We start from the raw sequence: 24535 nt of genomic DNA on the forward strand, positions 1-24535 counted from the left end.
ACGAAGGCCCCCGACTCGCGAGTCGGGGGCCTCCGTGTTCGGGGTGGACGACGGGACTCGAACCCGCGACAGCCAGGATCACAACCTGGTGCTCTACCAACTGAACTACGCCCACCATTGCTGCACACCCTGCGGCGATGCGGCGCGTTCGATACTAGCGTGACCGATACGCGGGAAGCCAATCGGTTCCCTGTGTCACGCGTCGCCACCGGTCAGCGTCGTCACGACGGCGCTGATCTCCTCGGTGGTCGGTCCCGGAGCCGCCACGAAGGCCGTCTGCCGGTAGTACTTGAGCTCCCGGATCGACTCCTCGATGTCCGCGAGTGCCCGGTGCGCGAGGCCCTTGGGAGGCTGACCGAAGTAGATGCGTGGGTACCACCGGCGGCACAACTCCTTGATGGAGCTGACGTCGATCATCCGGTAGTGCAGGTAGTCGTTCAGTTCCGGCATGTCCCGCGCTATGAAGCCGCGGTCGGTGCCGATCGAGTTGCCGGCGAGCGGCGCGGTGCCGGCGGGAACGTGCTGCCGGATGTACTCGAGCACCTTCTCCTGCGCCTGCTCCATCGTGACCGTCGACGCACGGACCTCCTCGGTGAGCCCCGACTTGGCGTGCATCTCGGTGACCACGTCCGGCATCGAGGCCAGTGCGTCGTCGTCGCAGTGGATCACGATGTCCACGCCGTCGCCGAGAACGTTGAGGTCGCTGTCGGTGACCAGGGCCGCGATCTCGATGAGCTTGTCCGAGCCCAGCTCGAGGCCCGTCATCTCGCAGTCGATCCACACCAGTTTGTCGTTCACGCACATCCTCGGTATCCGTCGTGTCCATCGGTACCGCTGCCACAGTAGACCCGCACGTGTCGGTACCGGCGATAGAGTTCAGCCCGTACCGCCGGCGACACGAGAACGGGAGCACGAGTGACGATGACGGAACCGACGGAGGGTGGCCGCGCGGCCGCGATCGCAGCGGGGTACGCCACGGAAGGCCCCGCCATCGAACTCGGCAGTGTGGTGCTGGACGGCGTCGCGGATCCGACCGCACGGGTCCGGTTACCGCTGAAGATGGTGAACCGTCACGGCCTCGTGGCCGGCGCCACGGGAACCGGCAAGACGAAGACCGTGCAGGTGATCGCCGAACAGCTCTCCGCGGCCGGTGTTCCGGTGGTGCTGGCCGACGTCAAGGGCGACCTCTCGGGACTGTCCGCTCCGGGCGCCGACTCGGACGGCCTGCGCGGCCGGGCCGGCGAGACCGGCGCGGACGGGTGGGCGCCCACGGGATTCCCGGTCGAGTTCCTCTCCCTCGGTACCGAGGGTGGCGCGGTGCCGGTACGCGCGACCATCACGGCGTTCGGCCCGATCCTGCTCAGCAAGGTGTTGCAGCTCAACGCGACTCAGGAGTCGACCCTCGGACTGATCTTCCACTGGGCGGACACGCAGGGGCTCGCGCTGCTCGACCTGAAGGATCTGCGTGCCGTCATCACGCACCTCACGAGCGACGAGGGCAAGGCCGACCTGAAGGGCATCGGCGGCGTCTCGTCGTCCACCGCCGGTGTCATCCTGCGGGCACTGGTGAACCTGGAGGCCGACGGCGGCGATACGTTCTTCGGTGAGCCGGAGATGCGGACGGAGGACCTGATCCGCACCGCACCGGACGGACGCGGCATCGTCACCCTCTTCGAACTCGGCGCTCTCGCAGCGCGTCCCGTCATGTTCTCCACGTTCCTGATGTGGGTGCTGGCCGATCTCTTCCAGACCCTGCCGGAGGAGGGGGACGTCGACGCACCGAAGCTGGTGTTCGTGTTCGACGAGGCACATCTGCTCTTCGCCGACGCGTCGAAGGCCTTCCTCCAGCAGGTCGAGCAGACCGTGAAACTGATCCGCTCCAAGGGTGTCGGCATCTTCTTCTGCACGCAGCTGCCGTCGGACGTTCCCGGGCCGGTGCTCTCCCAGCTCGGCGCGCGGGTGCAGCACGCGCTGCGCGCCTTCACCCCGGACGACCAGAAGGCGCTGACCAAGACGGTACGGACCTATCCCAAGAGTGCGGACTACGACCTGGAGGAGGCACTCACCACCCTCGGGACCGGCGAGGCGATCGTCACGGTGCTGTCCGAGCGGGGCGCGCCGACTCCCGTGGCCTGGACCAGGATTCGTCCGCCGCAGTCGCTGATGGACACCATCGGAACGGACGCGATCACGGCCGCCGCGACCGCCAGTCCGTTGTACGCGACGTACGGCACCACCGTCGACGGCGAGTCCGCGTACGAGTTGCTGAACGCACGGATGGCCCCCGAACCGACGCCGCAGCAGCCGGAGTTCCCGCCGCTGCCGCAGACCTACGACCTGCCGCCGCTGCCCGCGCCGGAAGGGCCGTCGGCCGCAGAACGCATCATGGCCAACCCCGCCGTGAAGAGCTTCCTGCGGTCGGCAGCCAGTGCGGCCGGTCGCGAGATCTCACGGAGCATCTTCGGGACCGGACGCCGCCGTCGGAGGTAGAAGGTCAGGAACCGCCGAGCTTCTTGTAGAAGCTGCCGATGATCGGAGCGCTGATCGAGCGCGGACTGTACTGGCCCGCAACGGACATGCCCTTGCTGAGGATTCCGGGAACGATGCGCATCTTGTTCTTCTCGAGCCCGTCGAGAGACAGCCGTGCCGTGTACGCGCTGTCGATCCACAGGAAGTCCGGCACCAGCTTGTCGACGATGGAGGCGTCCGCGGGATCGGGCGTCTCGGTGCGGACCGGGCCGGGTGCGAGGAGCGTGCAGTGCACGCCGGTGCCGGCGAGCTCCGATCGCAACGACTCGGAGAACGTGTTCACGAACGCCTTGGTGGCGGCGTAGGTCGCATTGTTGGGGATGGCCATGTTGCCCGCGGCCGAGCCGGTGACGAGGATGCCGCCGGCGCCGCGCTCGATCATGCCGGGCAGGACCGCCAGCGTGAGATCGTGCACCGCAACAGCATTGAGCTGCACCTGGGCGCGCTCGTAGGCGGGATCCAGCGCCGACACCGGACCGAAGGTGGCAATGCCGGCGTTGTTGCAGAGCACCGAGATGTCGCGGCCGGCCAGTTCGTCCGCCAGGGTCTGGCGTTGAACGGGATCGGACAGATCGTTCACGCGGACCTCGACGGTGACGCCGTGCTCGGCGGTCAGCTTCGCCGCCAGCGCCTCGAGCAACTCGCCTCGACGGGCGACGACGATCAGCGAATGACCACGGGCGGCGAGTTCGGTGGCGAGTGCTTCTCCGATGCCGGACGACGCTCCGGTGACGACGGCACGGGACTCTGCGGTGGGTGCGGGGAGGCTCACGGTCACCGAGGCTAGCGTGACGCTGCGGAGCACGAGACGTCAGAGGGCGGCCGCGAGGCGGGTCCCTTGTTCGATCGCCCGCTTCGCGTCCACCTCCGCCGCCACGTCGGCGCCGCCGATGACGTCAACTACTGTTCCCGCAGCTGTGAGATCGTCCAGAAGATCGCGCACCGACTCCTGACCGGCGCACACGACGATCGTGTCGACCTCCAGTGCGCGTGTCCGTCCGTCGACGGTGATGTGAAATCCGTCGTCGTCGATCCGGTCGTACCGCACCCCCGACAACTGCGTCACGTTCCTGCTTCGCAGGGCAGCGCGATGCACCCAGCCGCTGGTCTTGCCGAGTCGCGTCCCGATCCGTCCCGCCGTCCGCTGTAGCAGGTACACCTCGCGAGCCGCGGGGGGAGCGACGGCGGTGGCCACGGCACCCGCGGCCGCCGGATCGTCGGTGACTCCCCATTCCCGACGCCACTCCGCGGTGTCCAGAGTCGAGGAGTGTTCCGTGGTGAGGAACTCGCAGACGTCGACACCGATGCCGCCGGCCCCGATGACGGCCACGCGCCTGCCGACGTCGCGGTGGCCGAGCACCGCCTCGGCGTACGTGACGACGCTGGGGTGATCGATGCCGGGAATGGACGGGATGCGCGGCACCACACCCGTGGCCAGGACGACGCGATCGAAGTGCACGAGGTCCGCGGCGCCGGCCGTCGTGCCGAGCCGAACGTCGACCGTCGCTGCGGCGAGTGCGTGGGTGAAGTAGCGGACCGTCTCGGCGAACTCCTCCTTGCCGGGGATGCGCTGCGCGATCGCGAACTGGCCGCCGATCTCGTCGCGCGCCTCGAAGAGGGTGACGCGATGACCACGCTGCCCCAGTGCGACCGCGGTGGCGAGTCCCGCCGGGCCGGCGCCGACGACGGCGACCGTTCTCGCGGAGCGAGTCGGGGACAGCACGAGTTCGGTCTCCCGCCCGGCCCGCGGATTGAGCAGGCAGGACGCCTTGCGATGGACGAAGACGTGGTCGAGACAGGCCTGGTTGCAGGCGATGCACGTGTTGATCTCGTCCCGTCGGCCGTTCCTCGCCTTGAGCAGCCAGTCGGGATCCGCCAGCATCGGGCGGGCCAGCGACACCAGGTGCGCGCTGCCGTCGGCGAGCAGGCGTTCGGCGACCTCCGGCATGTTGATCCGGTTCGCCGCCGCCACCGGCACCGTCACCACCTCGGTGAGGCGGCGGGTGAAGTCGATGAACGCGGCCCTCGGTACGGACGTCACGATGGTGGGCACGCGCGACTCGTGCCAGCCGAAGTCGGAGTCGAACAGATCGATCCCGGCTCCTTCGAGTTCGGTGGCGAGTGCCACGATCTCGTCCCACGTCTGACCGTTCTCGACCAGATCGGCCAGCGAGATCCGGAACGAGAGCAGGAAGTCCGGTCCGACCGCTGCTCTGATGCGACGCACGATCTCCACCGGAAGGCGGCGCCGGTTCTCGGCGGACCCGCCCCATCGATCGGTGCGACGGTTCGTCCTCGGTGCGAGGAACTGGTTGAGGAAGTAGCCCTCGCCGCCCATGATCTCGACGCCGTCGTAGCCTGCGCGCTGCGCCAGGCGCGCGCACCGGACGTAGTGGCTGATCTGCCGTTCCACGCCCCGATCGGTGAGGCCGCGGGCGCGGAACGGGGTGATCGGCGACTTCCCACCCGACGCACTCACGGAGAGCGGATGGTAGGAGTAGCGGCCCGCGTGCAGGATCTGCAGCACGATCCGACCACCCTCGCGGTGCACGGCATCGGTCACGCGTCGGTGGCGACGGGCCTCGAGACGGTTGGTCAACTTGGCCGCGAACGGCAGCAGCCAGCCGGTGCGATTGGGGGAGTAGCCCCCGGTGACGACGAGTCCCACACCACCTCGGGCGCGCTCGGCGAAGTACGCGGCGAGCTTCTCGACGTCCTTCGCCCGATCCTCGAGTCCAGTGTGGATCGAGCCCATCATCACCCGGTTGGGCAACGTCGTACGACCGACCGTGATCGGCGACAGCAGAACAGGGAAGTCGGTCATCTCGGCACCCTATGCTGCGAGACATGGTGGTCGTGGGCGCGCCCGGTGTCGTGACGAAGAAGCAGGTGCTGGCGTGGGGTTTCTGGGACTGGGGCGGCGCCGCCTTCCAGGCCGTGATCCTCACGTTCGTGTTCTCGGTGTACCTGACCGACTCGGTGGGTGCCGATCTGCCCGGCGGAGTGTCCGCCACGTCGTGGTTGGGGTGGTCGCTCGGCATCGCCGGAGTTCTGGTCGCGGTCCTGGCTCCCGTCTCCGGTCAGCGCAGCGATGCCAGAGGTCGCCGCAAACGGCTCCTCTTCGTACTGTCGACCGCGACCGTCGTGTGCATGGCGGCACTGTTCTTCGTGAAGGACGACTACCACTACCTGTGGCTGGGCCTGATCCTGCTGTCCGTCGCCTCGGTGCTCTTCGAGGTGGCGCAGGTGCCCTACACCGCGATGCTGCGTCAGGTCTCGACGCCCGACAATCTGGGTCGGGTGTCCGGATTCGGCTGGGCGATGGGCTATTTCGGCGGCATCGTCCTGCTGCTTATGTGCTACTTCGGGTTCATCGCCGGCGACGGCGACGAGCGGGGCCTGCTGGGCATCACCACCGAGGACGGCCTCAACATCCGGCTCGTGGCGCTGCTCGCGGCGGTGTGGTTCCTCGTGTTCTCGCTTCCCGTGCTCTTCGCGGTTCCCGAACTCCCCGTCACCGACCCCGAGGCGGCGGCCGCGCGAGCCGGCTACCTCGAGTCGTACCGCGTGCTGTGGCGCGACGTGTCCGAGCTGTGGCGCACCGACCGCCGCACCGTGTGGTTCCTCGTCGCGAGCGCTCTGTTCCGTGACGGTCTGGCCGGGGTCTTCACCTTCGGAGCGGTGTTGGCCGTCACCGTGTACGGCATCTCCAGTGCCGACGTGCTGCTCTTCGGGGTCGCCGCCAACGTCGTCGCCGCACTCGGCGCCGTCGTCGCGGGGCGTGTCGACGACGTGCTGGGGCCCAAGCTCGTCATCGTCGTCTCGCTCGTGTCGATGATCGTCGCCGGGCTGGTCCTGCTCGCCGTCTCGGGTCCCCTGATGTTCTGGATCTTCGGACTGATCCTGTGCCTGTTCGTCGGACCCGCACAGTCGGCGTCGCGCACCTTCCTGACCCGCATAGTCCCGCCCGGCCGGGAAGGCCAGATGTTCGGCCTCTACGCCACGACGGGACGCGCGGTCTCGTTCCTCGCTCCGAGCCTCTTCGGACTCTTCGTCTTCCTCTTCGACGCGGATCGGGCCGGCATCATCGGCATCGTGCTGGTGCTGGCGGCCGGGCTACTGGCCCTGCTCCGCGTCGCGGCACCCGAGGGTGATCGGGGGAGGGACGCGGCGGCGTGAAGGTCGACCACAAGAAGGAGATCGCGACGTACAGCGCTCGACTCGGGGTGTTCGACGTGGTCGAGGTGCCGCCCCTGCAGTACCTCACGATCGACGGGGACGGTGATCCGAACACGACCGCCTGGACCGACGCGGTGTCGTCTCTGTATCCGCTCGCGTACGGCCTGAAGTTCCTCGCCAAGCGTGAACTCGGCAGAGACCACGTGGTGATGCCGCTCGAAGCGCTGTGGTGGGCGGACGACTGGGCGTCGTTCACCCGCGAGCGGGACCCGTCGCGATGGCGATGGACCGCGATGATCATGACCCCCGACTGGATCACGGCCGAGCATCTGGAGACCGTCCGCGAACGGAAGGCGGGCCCGCGGACAGGCGACGTGCGCCTGATACGTCTCGACGAGGGGCTGTGCGTGCAGACGCTGCACGTCGGGTCCTACGAGGACGAGGCGCCGGTGCTCGCGCACATGCACGACGTCGTCGTCCCGGCGAACTCGCTCCGAATGACGGGACGTCATCACGAGATCTATCTCGGCGACCCACGGCGTGTGGTGGCCGACAAGCTGAGAACGATTCTGCGACAACCGGTCACGCGCTAACGCGCGAGGATCTCGTCCGCCAGTCGGTCCGGATCGTCCTCGGGCACCCAGTGGCTGACACTCAACTCGACGAACTCGTAGGGGCCGGTGACGTGCTGGGCGCACCGCTCGGCGGCGGCGCGGCCGACCGCCGTGTCCTGGTTACCCCACACGTAGGTGGTCGGCACCTCGACGGACGGGAGATCCGCGAAGTCGCGCGTCATGGCGCGGTACCACTCCAGCGCGGCGGTGAGCGTCTCACGCCGGCCGACCACCGGAAGATGCTGCGAGACGATCGTCGGATCGGCGGCACCGGAGAACATGGCGATCAACCGGCGGGCGTCGTCCTCGAGCAGCAGATCCTCCGCCTTGCCGGGCTGACGGAAGAGAGTCATGTACTCGCTGCGCTTCTTCTGGTCCTCGTCTTCGCGGATCGCCCATCCGAAGGCGGCCGGGTGCGGGACGGACACTGCGGTGAGGGTGCGCACGCGATCCGGATGCAGCGCCGCGACGTACCAGGCGACGATCGACCCCCAGTCGTGCCCCACGAGATCGACTGCCGCGAAGCCCAGTTCGTCGAGCATTCCGATGACGTCGGCGACCAGCAGGTCGATGCGGTACGCGTCGGTACCGGACGGACGGGCACCGGGGGAGTACCCGCGCTGGTTCGGCACGACGACGTCGCGGCCCACGTCCGCCATGCGGATCGCCACGTCGCGCCAACTCGCGGACGTCTCGGGAAAACCGTGCAGGAGAAGGGCCGGGCGGTCGCCGGGGGTTCCGTAGCGGTCCGCGTCGAAGGTCAGGTCACCGACTGAGATCTGCATGGGGAAAGGCTATCGGGTCCTCACGCTCCGAGGGCGGCTGCCGACGTCCGTGCGCCGCGGACGTTCCGAGGCTGCCACTGGCCCATTCCCAGCATGATCACGCGCAGCTGGGACAGCGCGCGTTCGACGATGTCGCGTTCGGCCGCGCCGGCGGGCGTCACCTCGACCAGGTCCACCACCGTCGCCAGCATCGTGTTGACGATGAGGTCGGCGACCATCTCGAGATCATCGCCGGGCCACGACGACAGGGCGGGGATCCGGGACAGGTCCTGAGTGAGCTCGTGCACGATCATTCGCAGTTCGGTCTCGATCGCGCGCCGGACCTCCACCACCCCGCCGGACCGTTCACGGATCAGGAAGCGGAACTGGACGTCGTGTTCGCGGATCTCGCCCACCAGCAGTTCGAGCGACTCGCGCGCGTTGTCCGCGGACGGGTGACGACGGACGTCGCGCAGGATCTTGCGAAGGACGCGCATGCTGTCCTCGACGACCGCGACTCCGAGGTCCTCCATCGACGCGAAGTGGCGGTAGAACGCCGTCGGCACGATTCCGGCCGCACGGGTGACCTCGCGGAGGCTCACGCTGGAGAAACTGCGGTCCGCGATGGCGTCCAGTGTTCCGTCCACGAGTGCCCGCCGGGTGCGTTCCTTGCGTTCGGCCCTGCTGGCCGTCGTGGAACCTACGGAATTCTCGGACATTCCTCGACATTAACCGACATCGGTGTATAGGTGTGCACTTCCGCCGCGCGAGAGCCTGGCGGGTCACTGCTGCTCACGGTACGTGTCCGTCGTCACATTGGCCTTGAAAGTTGCCGGTACGGGCTGTCACACTCGGTTCCAGTGAACGAGTGTGCACTGGAGAAGTGATCCGGTCACCGGCCCGTCATTCGAGGAGGACGACTTGAGCATCGCCACCACCCCCACATCGCGCGGCCGTCGCAGTTCGCTGCTGTCCAGGTTGCGGCCCCGGTTGCTCGAGACGCTGACGACGCCGCACGCGGTCGATCGGTACCTCGAACTCGTCGACCCCATGATGACTGTCGACGACATGCGCGCCGAGGTGGTGGCCGTCCGTCACCAGACTGCCGACACCGTCACGCTGACGCTGCGCCCCACGTGGCAGTGGAAGGGGTTCTCCGCCGGCCACTTCGTGCAGATCGGTGTCGTGGTCGACGGCGTCCGGCACACGCGTTGCTACTCCCCGGCAGGTACCGCCGGAACCGACGACGACACGATCGAGCTCACCGTCAAGGCTCAGCCCGACGGCATCGTGTCCAATTACCTGGTCGCCTCGGCGAAGCCCGGTCTCGTGGTCAATCTCGCGCCGGCCACGGGCACCTTCGAGCTCCCGAGCCCGCGGCCGGACCACGTTCTGCTGATCAGTGGTGGAAGCGGCATCACCCCGGTGATGTCGATGCTGCGCACGCTGGTGCACGAGGGGTACACCGGACGCGTGGCGTTCCTGCACTACGCCTACACGGAGAACGACGTCTGCTACCGCGCCGAACTCGACCGCATCGCGGCCGAGAACGACAACGTGGACGTTCTGTACGCGTACACCGATCAGCAGAACGGTGGTCATCTGCACGGATTCTTCGACACCGAGCACCTGAACGCCGCAGCACCCTGGCACGCCTCGGCGCAGACGTTCCTGTGTGGTCCGCCCGGGTTGATGAAGGGTGTCAGGTCGGTGTTCGACGACCTCGGGCTCTCCGAGTCGTTGTTCTCGGAGGAGTTCGTCACCGCCGTTCCGGTCGTCGACGGGGATGCCTCGGGAACCGTGTCGTTCTCGGGTTCGTCCGTCGAGGCGGAGAACTACGGCGCCACCCTCCTGGAGCAGGCCGAGAATGCCGGGCTGACACCGGAATTCGGCTGCAGGATGGGAATCTGCTTCACCTGCACGGCAATCAAGAAGTCGGGATGCACCCGCAACGTCAAGACCGGTGAGCTCGACTCCGATCCGGACAACGAAATCCAGCTCTGCATCTCCGTCCCCGTGGGCGACGTCGACATCGACGTCTGACCCATCCACATACTCGAAGAGGAGGTCACCATGTTCGGACTCTCACTGTCCTTTCTCCCGTTCATCGGTTCCAGCTCGGCGCCCGACACCGCGACGTCCGGCGTCGACGTGATGGACGAGCCGGGAACCGACGGACCTGTCGTCCTGAGCTACGAAGCCGTGGAGGAACTCGGACGCAAGCTCGACGACCTGCGCGCCCGCACCGTCGCGGATCTGGGTCAGGAGGACCGCGACTACATCTTCAAGATCATCAAGGCGCAGCGCGGACTCGAGGTCGCCGGTCGCGGACTGATGTACTTCGGCTTCTTCCCGCCGGCCTGGATCGCCGCCGTCAGCGCCCTGAGCCTGTCGAAGATCCTCGACAACATGGAGATCGGTCACAACGTCATGCACGGCCAGTACGACTGGATGCGTGAGCCGGGCCTGAACTCCAAGGTCTTCGAGTGGGACAACACCTGCCCCGGTGACCAGTGGCGCCACTCGCACAACTACATGCACCACACGTACACCAACATCCTCGACATGGACCGCGACATCGGTTACGGCATCCTGCGGATGGACAGCGCGCAGAAGTGGAACCCGTACTACCTGGGCAACCCGATCTACGCGTTCCTGCTCATGACCTTCTTCGAGTGGGGCGTCATGATGCACGACCTGGAGGCCGAGAACGTCATCCAGGGCAAGCGCAAGTGGCACGACGTCAAGCCCCTGCTCGAGGGCTGGTGGAAGAAGGCCGGACGACAGGTCCTCAAGGACTACATCGTCTTCCCCGCGCTGACCGGGCCGATGTTCGTCCCGACGCTGGTGGGCAACTTCACCGCCAACATCGTCCGCAACGTGTGGGCCTACTCGATCATCTTCTGCGGCCACTTCCCGACGGGCGTGCAGACGTTCACCGTCGAGGAGACCGCGCAGGAGACCCGCGGCCAGTGGTACGTGCGTCAGATGCTCGGCTCCGCGAACATCGAGGGTGGCGACCTGTTCCACATCATGTCCGGCAACCTCTCGCACCAGATCGAGCACCACCTCTTCCCCGACCTGCCCGCGCACCGCTACCCGCAGATCGCGCCCGAGGTCAAGGCGCTCTGTGAGGAGTACGGCCTTCCGTACAACACTGGTGGCTTCTTCCATCAGATCGGTACTGTGTGGGGCAAGATCTTCCGACTCGCCCTTCCCGACCGGTTCACCGGTGTGGACAAGGTGACCGGTGTGATCATCGAGCGCGAAAAAGCTGCAGCCTGAGAGGTAGTGCCATGGTCGGCAAGTTCGAACGCAACAAGGACACCGTGCAGGAACTGACCGAGTCCGCGGCGACCCACGTCGGACGCATCGCGGTCATCATCGCCACGGCAGTCCGCGACGTCACCCGCGAGATCGGTGACCTCGTCACCGACGGCATCGAGATGAGGGAAGCGTCGCGCCGGGCACAGTCCGACACGCGCACCTTCGAGGTGATCGAGGGGGACTTCGAGGAGTCGTCCAGGCGGTCGAACGGTCGCTGACCCGGGGCCTCACGACGGCGCCGCACCCATGACGGGTGCGGCGCCGTTGTCGTGTGGGGGTGCCGGCTCGGTCGTTGCCGTTGGGCTGGGCTTCGCGCACCGCGGTTCGTCCCGTGCACTCCCCATCGGGGGAGCACCACGCGAACTGCGCCGCGGGGTATGTGCGCCCGGCATGGGTGCGCACGGCGGCGGGGTCGGTCACACTGTCCCGATGAAGGTGACGGACAAGGAGCGGCGCAAGATCCTGGTGCACCGGCATGCCGTGGGTCTGGGGTCGTCGCTGACGCCCGAGGACGTGGTCCAGCGCATCGTCGCGCTCCACGCCACGGATGCGGCGAGCGTGTCGTTGCAGGTTCTGGCGCGATCGACCACCGCGACCCTGGACGACGTGCGCGACGCTCTGTACACCCGCCGCTCGCTGGTGCGGGTCATGGCGATGCGCCGCACCCTCTTCGTCATCGACAAGCAGTTCATGCCCGTCGTGCAGTCCGGTTCGAGCGCCGGGGTGGCCAGAACCCTGAGAACGCGTCTGGCGAAGCAACTCTCGACCCTGCCCACCGACCCGGTGATCGATGACGTGCCGGCGTTCCTCGACCATCTCGAGTCGGGTGTCGATGCGGCACTGGCTGCGTCGGGCACCGCGACGGGAGCCGAGTTGTCCACCGCCGTACCGGAACTGCGCACCGCGTTCCTCCCGACCACGGACAAGAAGTACGACGTCCGTCGCTACGTGACGTCGTCGCTGCTGACGTTGCTGTCGGCGGAGGGGCGCATCGTGCGCGTGGAACCGCGGGGAAACTGGACCTCGCGCCACCACACGTGGGCACCGGTAAGCGCGTGGTGGCCAGACGGTGTGCCGCCGATCGAGGAGGCGGATGCGCGAGTTCGCCTGGCGCGCACCTGGCTGGAGGCGTTCGGTCCGGCGACTCCCGAGGACCTCCAGTGGTGGACCGGATGGAACAAGGGCCACACCGTCAAAGCCCTCGCCGCTCTCGACGTCGAGGAGGTCGAGCTGTCGTCGGGTGGGGGAATCATGCTGCGCAGCAGCGACATCAGCGGTGCCGACGGGGGTGTGGCGCTGCTGCCCGCGCTGGATCCGACGCCGATGGGGTGGAAGGATCGGCGATGGTTCCTGCCGGACGAGTACCGACCGGATCTGTTCGACACGTTCGGAAACGTCGGCCCCACGGTGTGGTCGAACGGCCAGGTGGTCGGCGGTTGGGCCGTACGCGGCGCCGGTGAGGTGGTGTTCCGGTTGTTCGAGAAGGCCGACGAGGAGCAGGTCGCGGCGGAAGCTGCACGTCTCGAGGCCCATCTCGACGGCGCGTCCATCACCCCGACGTTTCCGACTCCGCTCGAGAAGGCTCTGCGGACAGGATCAGGGAACTAGGCCTGCACGCCGGGCGGCGTGCGCGGCTTCGTGTCTGGTCGACGCGTCGAGCTTGGCCATGATCGACTTCATGTAGCTCTTGACTGTGGACACGGTGAGGCCGAGCTCCTCGGCGATGGCGATGTTCGACCGGCCCAGCGCCACCAACGACAACACGTCCCGCTCGCGGGCCGTCACGTGCGGAGCGGACGGTATCGGTGCGGCGGGTTCCAGGAAGGCGCGCATCGAGTCGAGCACGGACGTGAGCTCGGGTGCGTCCGACCGTGCCGCGACCGCCCGCAGCCGCGTGTACGTCTGACGGACGTCCTCGCGCAGCCGGTCGGCATCGCGCCGCGCCTCGTCGACGGCGAGGTCCTGGCCCAGAACCCCCGCTTCGAGGGTCAGCACGTCGAGCACGCGATCCCCGATGTGGCCGGCCGTGTGCATCGCGCCGTAGAGCACGCCGACGGCTGTCCGCCCGACGACGACTGGGGCGGCGATCATGGCGCGCAGGCCCTCGGCGGAGATGATGGCGTCGTATCGGTGGCTGATCTTCGGAGTCCGCATGTAGTCGTCGAGCGCGACGGTGCGATTGACCTGCAACACCTTGCCGCCGAGACCGTGACCTGCCTCGAGTTCGACACCGTCGAGCGCCCCGACGGACTGCCCGGCGAAATGGCGCAGCGTCAAACGCCGTCCCGCGGTCATGACTCCGCCGAAAGCGAGCGTGACGCCCGAACCGGCGCGCAACCGGTCCACGGCGGCGTCGAAATGTGTGTCGATCATGGTCTCCGTCTTCCTACCCTCTTCGGAGGGTATCGGGCCGCGAGTGTTCCGCGCCACACTCTCACCATGACGACCTTGACCGACGATGTCGCACGCCTGCTGGCGACCTACGGATCCGCCGACGCCGACCTCGCCGCCCTGCTGTGCGACGACCACGACCCGGCGGCGATCGCGTTCACCTTCATCGAAGGCGATCTCACGGCGCGCGACCTCACCTACGGCGAGCTGCACGAGCTGTCGGCGCGATTCGCGACGGGCCTCGCCGAGATGGGCGTCGGCCGGGGTGACCGCGTGGGAGTGTTGATGAGCAAGCGGCTCGAACTGGTCGTCGCCCTGCTCGGGCTCTGGCGACTCGGCGCGGTGCACGTCCCGCTGTTCACCGCCTTCGCTACTCCGGCGATCGCGATGCGCGTCGAGGCCGCGCAGGCGCGCGTCGTCATCACCGAGACCGACCAGCGCGAGAAGCTCGACTCGATCGAGGGCATCACGGTGATCGAGACGGGGGAGGGCTTCGACGCTCTGGTTCGTGAGCACGAGCCGATGGCGGCCTCGGTGGCCGTGGGCGGCGACGGTGTGATGATCCAGCTCTTCACCAGCGGCACGACGGGAAAGCCGAAGGGCGTGCCGGTGCCCGTGTCGGCGCTGGCATCGTTCGTCGCCTACATGACCTACGGCCTCGACGTGTCCGAGGACGACGTCTTCTGGAACGCCGCCGACCCCGGCTGGGCCTACGGGCTCTACTACGCCATTCTCGGCCCGATGGCGATGGGCCGTCGCAGTCTGATGCTGCATGCCGGCTTCACCCCCGCGCTCACGGTCGCGGTGATGCAGAAGTTCGAGGTCACCAACTTCGCGGCGGCGCCGACGGTGTACCGGAGCCTGAGCAAGGACCCGTCGGTCGGTGGCATCACGTTGCGACGGGCGTCGTCGGCGGGGGAGCCGCTGACGCCGGACGTTCTGGTGTGGTCGGAGACGGCGCTCGGCGTGCCGGTGCGGGATCACTATGGCCAGACCGAGCACGGAATGGTCATCGTCAACGCCTGGCACGACGCGGTGCGTGAGCCGCTGATCCCTGGTTCGATGGGAAAGCCGTTGCCGGGCTTCACCGCCGGAGTCGTCGAGGATCAGATCGGCTTCGAGGTGGCGGGCAGCCCGCTGATGTGGTTCACCGGATACGTCGACGCTCCCGACAAGACAGCCGAACGGTTCACCGACGACGGGTCCTGGTACCTGACGGGCGATGCCGGACGCATCGAGAACGGCTCCTACTTCTTCTCCGCGCGTAACGACGACGTCATCATCATGGCCGGCTACCGGATCGGGCCCTTCGACGTCGAAAGCGTTCTCGTGGAACACCCGTCGGTCATGGATGTGGCGGTGGTGGGCCAACCCGACGACATCCGCGGAGAGGTGATCGAGGCGTACGTCGTTCTGGCGGAGGGCGTCTCGGGTACCGCCGAGTTGGAGTCCGAGCTGCAGCAGCTGGTGAAGTCCAACTTCGCCGCGCACGCCTACCCGCGCACGGTGCACTTCGTCGACGCACTGCCCAAGACGCCCAGCGGCAAGGTGCAGCGCTTCCTGCTGCGCCGGAGCCGTCAGCCGGGCAGCAGCGCTCGGAACTCGGGGCAGTAGGCGCCGATCGCGGTACCGACGATGGCGCCCGCGGCGCTCTCGTCCCATTTGCCGCGGCTGCCCGTCGTGACGGCGTCCACCTCGGCGATCACCGGCTGCCCCTGCTGCAGTTCGGCGCAGATGCCGCGCCCGAGAATCTTCATCGTCTCCGGGTCGGTGTACTCGATGGCGCCACTGTCCAACCCTGCGATGAAGAGGTCGTCCGCGGCGACGGCGTCGGGCCCCGTCGGCACGGAGGGACCGGCCACCGCCGGCGTGCTGGGCGCCTCGGACGTCGAGGTCGCCGGAGCCGGGTCGTCGGCCGGGGGTGTCGCCGGGTCACCGCCGCACCCCGCCACGCTCAGAGTCGCGAGGAGGAGAAGGGTAGCGGTGCGGCGGGTCACCGGTGCGACGTTACCGCTCTCGTGGTGATCCAATGACCGCGTGAAGCGCACCCACGACCGCCGCCGCGATGCCCACGTGGCGCTGGGTCTCGCCGCTGTGGCGGGCTTCGTCGACGCCGTCGGCTTCCTCGCTCTCGGCGGCTTCTTCGTCTCCTTCATGACGGGCAACACCACTCGGGCGGCCGTCGAACTCACTGCGGGACATCTCGGTGCGGCGTCCGTCGGGCTCGTGGTGATCGTGTCGTTCGTGGGCGGGGTCGTCACCGGGTCGCTCGTCGGCGACCTCGCCGGCCGGCGTCGTAAGACCGTCGTCCTCCTGCTCGTCGCGGTACTGCTGGCGGCGGCCGGCGTCGTGCACCTCGGCGGCGGCGCGACCCTGGTGTCCGCTCTGATCGTGGCGGCAGCGATGGGCGCCGAGAACGCGGTGTTCGAGCGGGACGGCGGCATCAGCCTCACGTACATGACCGGGACGCTCGTGACCATGGCACGCACGATCGCCGCTCGGATCCAGGGGCGCAGCTCGGAATCCTGGGTCCGCCCGCTGTTGATGTGGGCGGCGCTCGCGGGCGGAGCGATTCTCGGCGCCGCGGCCTTCGCGATCGTCGGACTCGGCGCACCCGTGGTGGCGCTGATCGCGGTGCTCGTGGCTGCCGTCGTCGTCTTCTCGATGGGCGAATGAGCGCCGTGGTGCCCCCGGCAGGATTCGAACCTGCGACCAAGGGAGTCTGAGGACCAGATCAGTGTTGTTGCTGGTCACACCGCATCGGCGTCGCCGTCAGGGTCGCCCACTCTCCACTTACTCTCCACTTTGACCGCGGCATCGAGGATCGCTGCCACCTCGTGCCGCACCGTCCCGCGCGCCATGTAGCGGTCCATCGTCTCCGACGGCCGCGAGTGCCCGAGCTGGTCCGCGGTCACACGCGCCGACAACTTCTCCTCGTCGAGCACCGACGCCACCGTCCGCCGGAACGTGTGCCCCGTGACCCAGTCCAGACCCAGCGCCGTCCGCACGCGACGCCACTGCTTGTTCAGCGCATCCGGATCCCGCAGCGTCCCCGCCGACGACGCGAACACCAAGCCCCGCGGGTTCGGCACCTGCGACAGCTTCCGGGACCGCAGCATCGTGATCGCGTAGTCCGGCAACGCCAGCGTCCGTTTCGTGTTCTTCGGGTCGTCGTCCCGCGCGACGCGCACCAGGCCGACACCGCGGTGCCGCACCACTTTGCCGTCGATGCGCACCACCCGCTCGGTGAAGTCGACGCCGGCCCACTCGATGCCCAGCAGCTCCGACATGCGGACACCGGTGGCCGAGAACATCGTCACGATGTCGACGAGGTCCGCCCGGGCGCAGTACTGAGCGAGCGTCGGCACCTCGTACCGGGCCTCCTGCTGCTCACCACGCACCACCGGCGGGCACGGCACCTCCGACGTCCGGACGTCCTCGAGGACCCGACGCAGCTGCTCCGTCGACAGGGACTGTTTCTTCTTCGTGGTCGTCGTCGGCTGCTGGGTGTCGGACACCGGGTTCGACGGTGCCGCGCCGAGGCGGCACGCCATGGACCACATCCCGGACAGCACCGACCGCGTCGTCTTCGCGTTCGCCGAGCCGTGCTCGCGCTCGACCTCACGGATCAGCGCCTCGACCCGCTGGGTGGACACCTCGCGGAGTCGAAGTCCACCCATGCCGGCGGTGATGTACGCGGCGACGTCGGCGTACCGGTCGAGGGTGCGGGGCGCCCGGTCCTTCGCGACGAGCTCGGCGCGGTACTGCGCCCAAAGTGCGGTGACGGTGGAGTCGGCGCGGAGGTCGCCGCCGCCGACGGTCGCCGACATCTCGGTGAGAGCTTCGATGAGCGCGCGTTCGGCGGCCGCGCCCGTCCGGTCCGCTGCACCCTCCGGGGTGTAGCGGCGCACCCGACGAGTGACACCGTCGTGGCCGCGGTATCGGGTGTCGGCGAACCACCGTCCGGGCGCGACCTGGGTGCGGGAGATCCGGCCCCACGTCCCCACGGGCAGCGGCGGTCTCATCCTGCCCGCCTCAACGCCCGCGCCTGCACCCGGCGGTCCCGGATGCGCCGCAGCCGATTCACCAGCACCGGGCTGTACGCCAGCACGGACTGCTCGTCGAGCGCGTCGGCGAGGAGCGCGTAGTAGCGGGTGGGGGTCATGTCGAAAGTCTCCGCGATCGCGGCTTCCTTGTCACCGCGGTGGGTGAAGTGTCGGGCCTCGAAGTCGATGATCATCTTCTGTGTTGCGTTCACGGCTGCCTCCTGGCGAGCTCGTTGTCGATGTGCCGACGTTCCTCGTCGGTGAGATTGCGGACCCTCGTCAACAGGGTCGGGTAGTCCACCCACAGGTCCTCGGCTGCCTCGTCGTCGACGCGGTACCGATTCCAGGCGAGGACGTCGATGAGCGCGTCGAGGTCGATGAGGCGTCGGGTGGCGATGTCGTCGACGCAAGCTTCCTCGCGGAGGGCGAGGTAGGCGTCCTCGGGGACGGGACCCCGCTCGATGTGCACGATCTCGTGAGTGAGGGTGCAGCGTCGCTCACGTTGGTTGGAAGTGCCGTCGATCTCAATGCCATCCGGCGTTAGTCGACCGAGGCACCCCGCGGTGTGCCGATGAGGGAACGACACGGGAGTCGCCGGGTGGTGCTCGCGCAGGTGTCGCCACGGGTGCCATCGGGTCATGGGCCGGACCATACGGTCCGCTACCGACAGTGAATCGAGCCGGCGAGATTACACTCGTGTAATTCAGTCGGCTTCGGCCTCTAATTGGTCGGCGAGACTGACAAAGTTTCGCGCACGTACTTTGCGATGCCCCATTCCGTCAACGTCCGCCAATTCATCGATCTCCATTGTGACGGACTTACCCACGACCAAGGTTTGATCCGTGATTAGCTGCGTGGGCACTTTCTGTATTTGTATACGTCCATTTCTTGGGCCACCGCGCACTACGACGCTGCCCTCAATGTCGACGGCAGCGATAAGCCCGCTGATCGATCGTCGGCTCGGCGGATCTTGCAGAGAGTCAAAGACCTTCGCCGCCCAGTTGATGCCCCGTTTACTCAGGTGTGACTCGCGTACGGAGCCTTGGCTTCCGCTAGCCGTGACCGAGAGCGCCAAGTCGTTATCACGCAAGCTGTTGGTCAGGTCAGACAGTCGATCCATCAGGGAACGCTTCTCGGCGGCGAACGAGTTCGGAGGAGATTCATCTTCAAGCCGGTCATGAATGGACAGCACTTTGGCTATAGCGCTCTCCACTTCTGATACTTGAGGAAGGCCAATTTCCGAATTGGGGCGCGAGCTAGCAAATATGGGAGCCAGATGCACGATTGCGCTACCTTCACTAATCCCTTGCAAGCTGAACTCCACCGCCTGAGAAGCGGCCGCGGCGAGTACTTCCTGCTGGAAGTACGCGATCACGGGAGCGGCGCTGGCTGGCAAGCTTCCGCCAGTGACGGACGGTCCTATAAGGCGCAAATCGACGTGTAGAGGCAGACTCGCGCTCGGCGAGAACCGGTGCACCGCGGACAAGAGCGACTTCCGGGCGGATTGGATGAGGTCGTCGGCGGTTGCATCGAGCGCCGGCAACCAGGATGTATCTACGGCTTCGCCGCTCAGCTGAGGGAACCGGTCAGCTAACGCCATGGGTCCACCTCCAAGTATCCGCGGCGGGGAGTCGCGTCCTCCGCCAACATAGCGTGCTTGCCGCCCGTAGTAGTGCGTTGCCAGAAGTCGTCCATCATGCCTCTGGATGCGACGTATTCGTAGTCGTGGGCGTCCAAGTTCTGCAGCTTCAGCGCAGTGAAGGGGCTTGCTAGCACGGCGAACGGCTCGACCTTGAAGTTCCGCCGCACGTTCTTGCGCTGCTCGAACAACCCCTTCACTCGACCGCTGCCCGGTCGCCCCCGCAGTGTCTCAATACTAGTCCTGCTGATGAGAGGTGTGACGTCCACATCTTCTGGGTCAACCTTGGCGGAGGCGAAGCTTCCCCCGATCCATACCCGGTGGAGGAGCTCAAGGCCGGACGCGGTCTCGATTCCTTCCCACTCCTGCAGATAGCGAAGGAACCCGGTAAACAGAGCAGGGCGCGTCGGGGAAGCAGCGAAGTCAGGGTGATCGACAAAAGCGGCTTGCACTTCTTCGAGAGTGCAGCGGTGTCGGCCTGGCGGCAGATGTCCGTCGACGAGGCCGGGTATTCCGGTCACGCGCCTTCCTCCGGCGCGTCTCCCTGGCTCTCGTCCTCGGGCTGTGTTTCCGTCTCCCGCCGGACCCGTTCTTGCGTCTTGCCGGCACGCCGCGCGAGCTCATAGTCGTGCCGACGATCACCACTGGCGCCTTCATTCGGCGAAGTTGCGGCTGCAGCCTTGCCCTCTTCGATCGCGGCTCGCTGAGCTGGGGACCAATCCGCGGACACGTCTGTACCTGGGGTCAGGTTCCACCAAGCGTTCGCCAGCTCTGGGTTCGACACGGTGTCCAACAACTGGCCGAGTAGCCCTGTGAGCAGGGCGACGGATTCACCTCGCGCCCCCGGATGATGGGCGAGCTTGCCGCGCACCTGGCGGAGGGTCTTCACTTCCGCCTCGCTCAGGGTCTCACTAAGGGCAGCTATTGAGGCTCCAATCCGAGTGCTGCTGCCAGCCTCCGGATCGCGCGGCGTGCTCGTCTGCGTGCTCGTGTTGTCATCGGTGGCTCCTGTCGCCGGCGCCATCACTCGCACGACGGCGAGGATGGCATCTCTCTGTTCGGATGAGAGGTGCGCGGCCCCGGGCGGCAACATCGCCGCAAGGGAGGAGTCTCGGTTCCGTACCGCGAAGCCAATGCTTCGTGCGACAGCAAGGACGACCAGGGTGATGTCGACTTCGAGTGCGTCAGCGATCGACTGAATCGTGGCCGGTTCCGGGAACTCCTTGATCCGCGTACCTGTGCCCAACTGCTGCCATCGCTGGCGTGAGACAGCACCGTTCACTCGGTCGGCGAGCTGCTGGTACGACCAGCCGCGTTCCGCCTTCCGGGCGCTGATGAGGTCTGCGAGGTTGGGCACGGATGAAGCGTGCGCGGCGCGGGTCTCCTGCGACAACACGGTCTCCGTTTCATCCACCTACAGCGGTTATTCGAACATCGAGCGCGTAGGCGCCAGATGCCGCCTACCGATTGACAGGTGCGATTGTGCCGCAAACCCCCTGGCAGGCGAAATACATCCGTGTAAGTAGTTGACATCTGCCTAGCGGTAGGCAGTAGAGTGCTGCTTGTTGGTTGACAGATAGGCGCCTACAAAGCAGACTGGAGAAGCACGATGACGACCCCGTACCGACGCTGGCCGAAGGGAACTTGGATGAAGCTGAAGAGTCCAGGCCTCCTGCGCGCATTCGTTGGCCCCGAGGACGACAAGAAGATGTCGGCGCGGAAGCTCGCCCGATACGTCGACGTACATCCCAGCTTCATCGATCACCTTCTGGCTGATCGACGTCGAAGCTGCGAGCCGAAGACCGCCACCCGCATCGCGGAGGCGCTCGAGGTCCCCGTCGAGGTCCTTTTCGACGTCCAGGTGTCAACTACCGCGCAGCGGAATGGCAAGAAGAAGACTGCACTCGCCGCATAAGTAAGGCCGCCGCCTGGGCGAACAGGCGACGGCCACGACACAGATTGGAAACCAGATGTCAGACATGATCGTACCGACACCGTCGGCCTTCGACGCGATGCAACGCCCCGACGGCACGTGGTCGGCCCGCGAGCTCATGGTGAACCTCGGCTACGACCGGTGGGAGAACTTCGAGTCCGCCATCGGCCGCGCCCGGGTGACCGCCGAGAATCAGGGCTTCGACTTCGACGACCTTTTTCGTGGCGTCACGGAGAAGTCCGGCGGCGGCCGGCCGCGCTTCGACTACTCGATGACGCGGTTCGCTTGCTACCTCGTCGCGATGAACGGCGACCCGCGGAAGCCGGAGATCGCCGCGGCGCAGTCGTACTTCGCAATCCGCACCCGTGAGGCCGAGGTCGCCCAGCCGCCGCGTGGTACCGAGCTCCTGGCGCTCGCCGTGATCGAGGCACAGGCGATGATCGCCGCGAAGGACGAGCGCATCGCCGAGCTCGAACCGAAAGCTGCCGTCGCCGACAGGTTCCTCGACGCTGACGGTGACCTCTCTGTCCGTGACGCCGCGCAGGCGCTCACCCGGGCGGGTGTGGGTGTCGGCCAGAACCGCCTTTTCACCCTGCTCGATCGGAAGTACGGCTGGATCGGTCGCGGCCAGGGTGACAACCGGTACCGCGCGCGGCAGACCGCCATCGAGGCCGGCTACGTCTCGGTGCTGCCTCAGTCGCACTACCACCCGCGGACCGGCGTCCTCGTGCTCGATCCGCCACAGATCCGCGTGACGCCGAAGGGCATGCAGCGCGTCCTCCTCGACCACAACACCGAGATGTCGGCGGTGCTCGCATGAGCGAGTCGCTGCTTAACATCCGCCAGGTCGCGGACCGCACCGGTCTCAGCCCGAGCCGGATCCTGACGCTCCGCTCGAACGGTGCGATCGCGAAGTACGGGCAGCACCCGCTGTTCAGTCTCGGATTCAAGGTCGGCACCAGCTCGAACGCCCGGCTGCAGTGGCGGGAGTCCGACGTCGACGAGTTCCTGGCGCAGTGCCGGGACGACGCGATGCGGGCGGCGTCATGAGGTACCTGCGACCCCACATCCTGTTCATCGTGCTCGCGGTCCTCGGTGTCACCGCGGTGGTGATCGCATGAGCGACTACCCCAGCGGCCTGACGCTGCGTCCGATAACGAACTGGCCGGGCACCTTCACGAAGGAGCGGCGACGCTCGAACTTCTCGGCCCCGTGGCGATCCACCCTCGAACTCCTGGACCGGGAGCTGTACTACCTCGGTCCGGGAACGCGGAACGCGCCGGCAGTCATGCAGATCGCAATGCGAGAGCAGGACTTCCGGCTCGACGGACTGCCTCGCGCCAACGCCCGACCCGAGCACCCGGGGATCATCCTGAGTGTCGAGTCGACGAAGGGCCCGCTGTCGTTCCCGTCGGACCGTTTCACGACGTGGCAGGACAACCTGCGCGCGATCGCTCTCAGTCTCGAGGCGCTCCGCAAGGTCGATCGCTACGGCGTCACGCGTAACGCGGAGCAGTACACCGGTTGGAAGGCCATCGGCTCCGGTGCTGGCGGCGCTATCGAGCAGCCACTGTTCGCGTCGGCGGATGCGGCCGAGCGGTTCCTGCGCGACCTCTCGCCAATGCCGCGGTCGGAAGGGGCGCCCAACACGACTCAGTCGGTGTACCGACGTGCCGCCGCTTCGGCGCACCCCGATCGCCGCAACGGTGACCGCAGCCTGTGGGACAAGGTCGAAGCCGCCGCTGAGTTGCTTCGCGTCGCCGGGCGCCTGTCGTGAGCGCCCCGGCCGCTTCGCGCCCGACCGAGGACTACATCGAGTGCATCGAGTGCGCACGCCGAGGCATCGGCCTCCACATCGACCTCGACACCGGCCTGTGCCGCCGGTGCACCCCCACCACCCGACAGGGGAACTGATGATTGTCAACGACCTCCTCGTCGACGGCACACCCGCCGTCACCATGACCAAGACCGTCCACAACCCGCACGACCAGAACGACTCCATCTGGTCCGTCGCCCTCGTCGACGGCACCCACAAACTCCTCACCGGCCACGAGATCGCCGACCTCGCCCGGAAGCGCCAGCCGCAGCAGTGGCTGCCGGATGAGCTGTGGCACGGGGGATCCGGCGACGACCTCGAATGGTCGAACGTCGGCCGCTCCGACCGGTGGGGACCGATCCCGGCTGTCCTGTGCTGCATCGGGATCGTCGCTGCCGGCGCGTACGTCATCGGCCGTTGGCTGGGGGTGTGGTGATGACCGAGGAACAGAAGCTCGACATGGCCTGCGAGTGGTCGGACTACCGCAAGACCTGGGAGCCGCGCGGAGACGACCTGTCCGACCTTCACCACGCGTTCACCGCGGGCTACGCAGCGGCCCTGGGCGAATCGCAGGAGCAGGGACCCGTGCGATGACCGACGACGAGCTCGCCATGGCCGGCGCCGGTGTGCCCGCCTGGCTCCGGGACGTCGACGACGACCCGGACCACGACTACGACCTCCACCGAGACCAACTCCTAGGACACGACCAATGAGGACCATCAGCCGACCACGGCACCCGTTCGAAACGATCACCGAAGCAGCGCAACAAGACTGGGTCACCCTCGCCAAATGCGCCGACGGCGACCTCGACTCCCACTTCCCCCGCGAGCACATCGGCCGACTCCCCGAAGACCGCCGCAAGCACCTCCCCAACCCGGCCGTCGACGACGCCAAGAACGTGTGCGCCGCCTGCCCCGTCATCCGCCAGTGCGCCCGCCGAGCACTCGACACCCACGCCCAGCACGGCGTGTGGGCCGGCATCCTCCTCACCTCCACCGGCGAAGGCCGCGTCACCCAGCTCGAAGAGCTGAGCCGACTCGCGAAGCAGGTGGCGTGATGGGCGCCAACTACCACGACACCCTCGGCAACGAAGCCCTCGCGATCGCTCTGTCGATCCGCGACGAGGACCCGCAGCAAATCCTCGACAGCCTCACCCGCGGTTGCGCATCCGACCCACACCGGATGGCGCAGATCATCATGGCCCTGGCCGCGTTCACACCGGTCGACGAGCCGCACACCGACCTCGTCGCCCGCGTCATGGGCATCACCCACGCACGCGTCGACCACGTCCTGCAGG

General features: G+C 67.3%; 30 protein-coding genes, 1 tRNA gene and 1 pseudogene. 18 read left to right on the forward strand and 14 right to left on the reverse strand.

What is annotated here, in order from left to right; all coding sequences use genetic code 11:
* Positions 1-42 precede the first annotated feature (42 nt).
* Positions 43-115 (reverse strand) — tRNA-His (locus ASG69_RS15095).
* 80 nt (positions 116-195) lie between these two features.
* A complete protein-coding gene (gene orn, locus ASG69_RS15100) occupies positions 196-798 on the reverse strand; it encodes an oligoribonuclease (RefSeq protein WP_056446378.1) in 603 nt (200 codons plus the stop codon).
* 123 nt (positions 799-921) lie between these two features.
* Here orn and ASG69_RS15105 point away from each other — a divergent pair, with 123 nt between their 5' ends.
* Positions 922-2490, forward strand: a complete 1569-nt coding sequence (locus ASG69_RS15105) for a helicase HerA-like domain-containing protein (RefSeq protein ID WP_056446375.1) — start codon at positions 922-924, stop codon at positions 2488-2490.
* Positions 2491-2494: 4 nt separating this feature from the next.
* Here the strand turns inward: ASG69_RS15105 and cmrA are convergent, their stop codons facing one another.
* Both cmrA and ASG69_RS15115 read right to left on the reverse strand, forming a co-directional pair.
* Positions 2495-3301, reverse strand: coding sequence for a mycolate reductase (gene cmrA / locus ASG69_RS15110; protein WP_056446372.1), 807 nt, complete (start codon positions 3299-3301; stop codon positions 2495-2497).
* Between the two features lie 39 nt (positions 3302-3340).
* The gene (locus tag ASG69_RS15115) at positions 3341-5353 is read right to left on the reverse strand and encodes an NADPH-dependent 2,4-dienoyl-CoA reductase (RefSeq protein ID WP_056446157.1); all 2013 of its coding nucleotides are present in this window, start codon (positions 5351-5353) and stop codon (positions 3341-3343) included.
* A 23-nt stretch (positions 5354-5376) separates the two neighbouring features.
* Here ASG69_RS15115 and ASG69_RS15120 point away from each other — a divergent pair, with 23 nt between their 5' ends.
* On the forward strand, positions 5377-6708 hold the full coding sequence (locus ASG69_RS15120; RefSeq protein ID WP_235578968.1) for an MFS transporter: 1332 nt from the start codon (positions 5377-5379) through the stop codon (positions 6706-6708).
* Positions 6705-7301 carry a GyrI-like domain-containing protein gene (locus tag ASG69_RS15125; protein ID WP_056446150.1) on the forward strand — a complete coding sequence of 199 codons (597 nt, stop codon included), beginning with the start codon at positions 6705-6707 and terminating at the stop codon, positions 7299-7301. Before ASG69_RS15120 ends, ASG69_RS15125 begins: the two co-directional genes overlap by 4 nt.
* Here the strand turns inward: ASG69_RS15125 and ASG69_RS15130 are convergent.
* On the reverse strand, positions 7298-8107 hold the full coding sequence (locus ASG69_RS15130) for an alpha/beta fold hydrolase (RefSeq protein WP_056446147.1): 810 nt from the start codon (positions 8105-8107) through the stop codon (positions 7298-7300). The genes ASG69_RS15125 and ASG69_RS15130 overlap by 4 nt on opposite strands.
* Before the next feature lie 20 nt (positions 8108-8127).
* Positions 8128-8805: a TetR family transcriptional regulator gene (locus ASG69_RS15135; RefSeq protein WP_056446144.1), complete on the reverse strand. Its 678-nt coding sequence runs from the start codon at positions 8803-8805 to the stop codon at positions 8128-8130.
* 202 nt (positions 8806-9007) lie between these two features.
* Between ASG69_RS15135 and ASG69_RS15140 the strand changes: the two genes are divergently transcribed.
* From ASG69_RS15140 to ASG69_RS15155, 4 genes are all read left to right on the forward strand, one after another.
* A complete protein-coding gene (locus ASG69_RS15140; RefSeq protein WP_056446369.1) occupies positions 9008-10129 on the forward strand; it encodes a ferredoxin reductase in 1122 nt (373 codons plus the stop codon).
* Positions 10130-10159: 30 nt separating this feature from the next.
* Entirely contained in the window at positions 10160-11371 is a 1212-nt protein-coding gene (locus tag ASG69_RS15145) for a fatty acid desaturase family protein (RefSeq protein ID WP_027505619.1), read from the forward strand.
* Positions 11372-11382: 11 nt separating this feature from the next.
* The gene (locus ASG69_RS15150) at positions 11383-11631 is read left to right on the forward strand and encodes a hypothetical protein (protein WP_027505620.1); all 249 of its coding nucleotides are present in this window, start codon (positions 11383-11385) and stop codon (positions 11629-11631) included.
* A gap of 211 nt (positions 11632-11842) precedes the next feature.
* Complete coding sequence (locus tag ASG69_RS15155) at positions 11843-13021, forward strand: winged helix DNA-binding domain-containing protein (protein ID WP_056446140.1); 1179 nt, start codon at positions 11843-11845, stop codon at positions 13019-13021.
* Here ASG69_RS15155 and ASG69_RS15160 read toward each other — a convergent pair.
* Positions 13010-13786, reverse strand: coding sequence for a helix-turn-helix transcriptional regulator (locus ASG69_RS15160; RefSeq protein WP_027505622.1), 777 nt, complete (start codon positions 13784-13786; stop codon positions 13010-13012). The genes ASG69_RS15155 and ASG69_RS15160 overlap by 12 nt on opposite strands.
* Before the next feature lie 66 nt (positions 13787-13852).
* Between ASG69_RS15160 and ASG69_RS15165 the strand changes: the two genes are divergently transcribed.
* Positions 13853-15418 carry an AMP-binding protein gene (locus tag ASG69_RS15165; protein WP_051613325.1) on the forward strand — a complete coding sequence of 522 codons (1566 nt, stop codon included), beginning with the start codon at positions 13853-13855 and terminating at the stop codon, positions 15416-15418.
* Here ASG69_RS15165 and ASG69_RS15170 read toward each other — a convergent pair.
* Positions 15382-15801, reverse strand: a complete 420-nt coding sequence (locus ASG69_RS15170; RefSeq protein WP_056446138.1) for a DUF732 domain-containing protein — start codon at positions 15799-15801, stop codon at positions 15382-15384. The two genes, ASG69_RS15165 and ASG69_RS15170, sit on opposite strands and share 37 nt — an antisense overlap.
* Positions 15802-15841: 40 nt before the next feature.
* Here ASG69_RS15170 and ASG69_RS15175 point away from each other — a divergent pair, with 40 nt between their 5' ends.
* Positions 15842-16480 (forward strand): YoaK family protein, encoded by a 639-nt coding sequence (locus ASG69_RS15175; RefSeq protein ID WP_027505624.1) that lies wholly within the window; start codon positions 15842-15844, stop codon positions 16478-16480.
* Positions 16481-16554: 74 nt separating this feature from the next.
* On the opposite strand, the gene ASG69_RS15180 is transcribed toward ASG69_RS15175, so the two are convergent.
* The 6 genes from ASG69_RS15180 to ASG69_RS15205 form a co-directional block, all read right to left on the reverse strand.
* Positions 16555-17829, reverse strand: coding sequence for a site-specific integrase (locus ASG69_RS15180; protein ID WP_082544548.1), 1275 nt, complete (start codon positions 17827-17829; stop codon positions 16555-16557).
* Positions 17826-18062 carry a DUF3263 domain-containing protein gene (locus ASG69_RS15185; RefSeq protein WP_056446132.1) on the reverse strand — a complete coding sequence of 79 codons (237 nt, stop codon included), beginning with the start codon at positions 18060-18062 and terminating at the stop codon, positions 17826-17828. Before ASG69_RS15185 ends, ASG69_RS15180 begins: the two co-directional genes overlap by 4 nt.
* Positions 18059-18319, reverse strand: a complete 261-nt coding sequence (locus tag ASG69_RS23330; protein WP_321163722.1) for a hypothetical protein — start codon at positions 18317-18319, stop codon at positions 18059-18061. Before ASG69_RS23330 ends, ASG69_RS15185 begins: the two co-directional genes overlap by 4 nt.
* Positions 18320-18553: 234 nt before the next feature.
* Entirely contained in the window at positions 18554-19450 is an 897-nt protein-coding gene (locus tag ASG69_RS15195; RefSeq protein WP_056446126.1) for a hypothetical protein, read from the reverse strand.
* Entirely contained in the window at positions 19441-20010 is a 570-nt protein-coding gene (locus tag ASG69_RS15200; protein WP_156380542.1) for a DUF6932 family protein, read from the reverse strand. The genes ASG69_RS15195 and ASG69_RS15200 overlap by 10 nt, the downstream gene beginning before the upstream one ends.
* The gene (locus ASG69_RS15205; protein ID WP_056446118.1) at positions 20007-20903 is read right to left on the reverse strand and encodes a helix-turn-helix domain-containing protein; all 897 of its coding nucleotides are present in this window, start codon (positions 20901-20903) and stop codon (positions 20007-20009) included. The genes ASG69_RS15200 and ASG69_RS15205 overlap by 4 nt, the downstream gene beginning before the upstream one ends.
* A 195-nt stretch (positions 20904-21098) precedes the next feature.
* Here ASG69_RS15205 and ASG69_RS15210 point away from each other — a divergent pair, with 195 nt between their 5' ends.
* The 9 genes and pseudogenes from ASG69_RS15210 to ASG69_RS22780 all read left to right on the forward strand — a co-directional run.
* Complete coding sequence (locus tag ASG69_RS15210; protein WP_235578969.1) at positions 21099-21404, forward strand: helix-turn-helix domain-containing protein; 306 nt, start codon at positions 21099-21101, stop codon at positions 21402-21404.
* A 55-nt stretch (positions 21405-21459) separates the two neighbouring features.
* Positions 21460-22242, forward strand: a complete 783-nt coding sequence (locus tag ASG69_RS15215; protein WP_082544547.1) for a phage antirepressor KilAC domain-containing protein — start codon at positions 21460-21462, stop codon at positions 22240-22242.
* Entirely contained in the window at positions 22239-22472 is a 234-nt protein-coding gene (locus tag ASG69_RS15220; RefSeq protein ID WP_056446108.1) for a helix-turn-helix transcriptional regulator, read from the forward strand. The genes ASG69_RS15215 and ASG69_RS15220 overlap by 4 nt, the downstream gene beginning before the upstream one ends.
* Positions 22473-22539: 67 nt before the next feature.
* Entirely contained in the window at positions 22540-23199 is a 660-nt protein-coding gene (locus ASG69_RS15225) for a hypothetical protein (RefSeq protein ID WP_056446106.1), read from the forward strand.
* Between the two features lie 136 nt (positions 23200-23335).
* Entirely contained in the window at positions 23336-23674 is a 339-nt protein-coding gene (locus tag ASG69_RS15230; protein ID WP_056446105.1) for a hypothetical protein, read from the forward strand.
* Positions 23674-23832 (forward strand): hypothetical protein, encoded by a 159-nt coding sequence (locus ASG69_RS22530; protein WP_156380543.1) that lies wholly within the window; start codon positions 23674-23676, stop codon positions 23830-23832. Before ASG69_RS15230 ends, ASG69_RS22530 begins: the two co-directional genes overlap by 1 nt.
* Entirely contained in the window at positions 23829-23951 is a 123-nt protein-coding gene (locus tag ASG69_RS23280; protein ID WP_268788577.1) for a hypothetical protein, read from the forward strand. Before ASG69_RS22530 ends, ASG69_RS23280 begins: the two co-directional genes overlap by 4 nt.
* Entirely contained in the window at positions 23948-24295 is a 348-nt protein-coding gene (locus ASG69_RS15235) for a WhiB family transcriptional regulator (RefSeq protein ID WP_056446102.1), read from the forward strand. Before ASG69_RS23280 ends, ASG69_RS15235 begins: the two co-directional genes overlap by 4 nt.
* Positions 24295-24535 (forward strand): annotated as a pseudogene (locus ASG69_RS22780) (hypothetical protein); the annotation flags it as partial. The gene ASG69_RS15235 and the pseudogene ASG69_RS22780, both read left to right, overlap by 1 nt.

This window comes from Rhodococcus sp. Leaf225 (assembly GCF_001426145.1).
GTDB lineage: Bacteria > Actinomycetota > Actinomycetes > Mycobacteriales > Mycobacteriaceae > Rhodococcoides.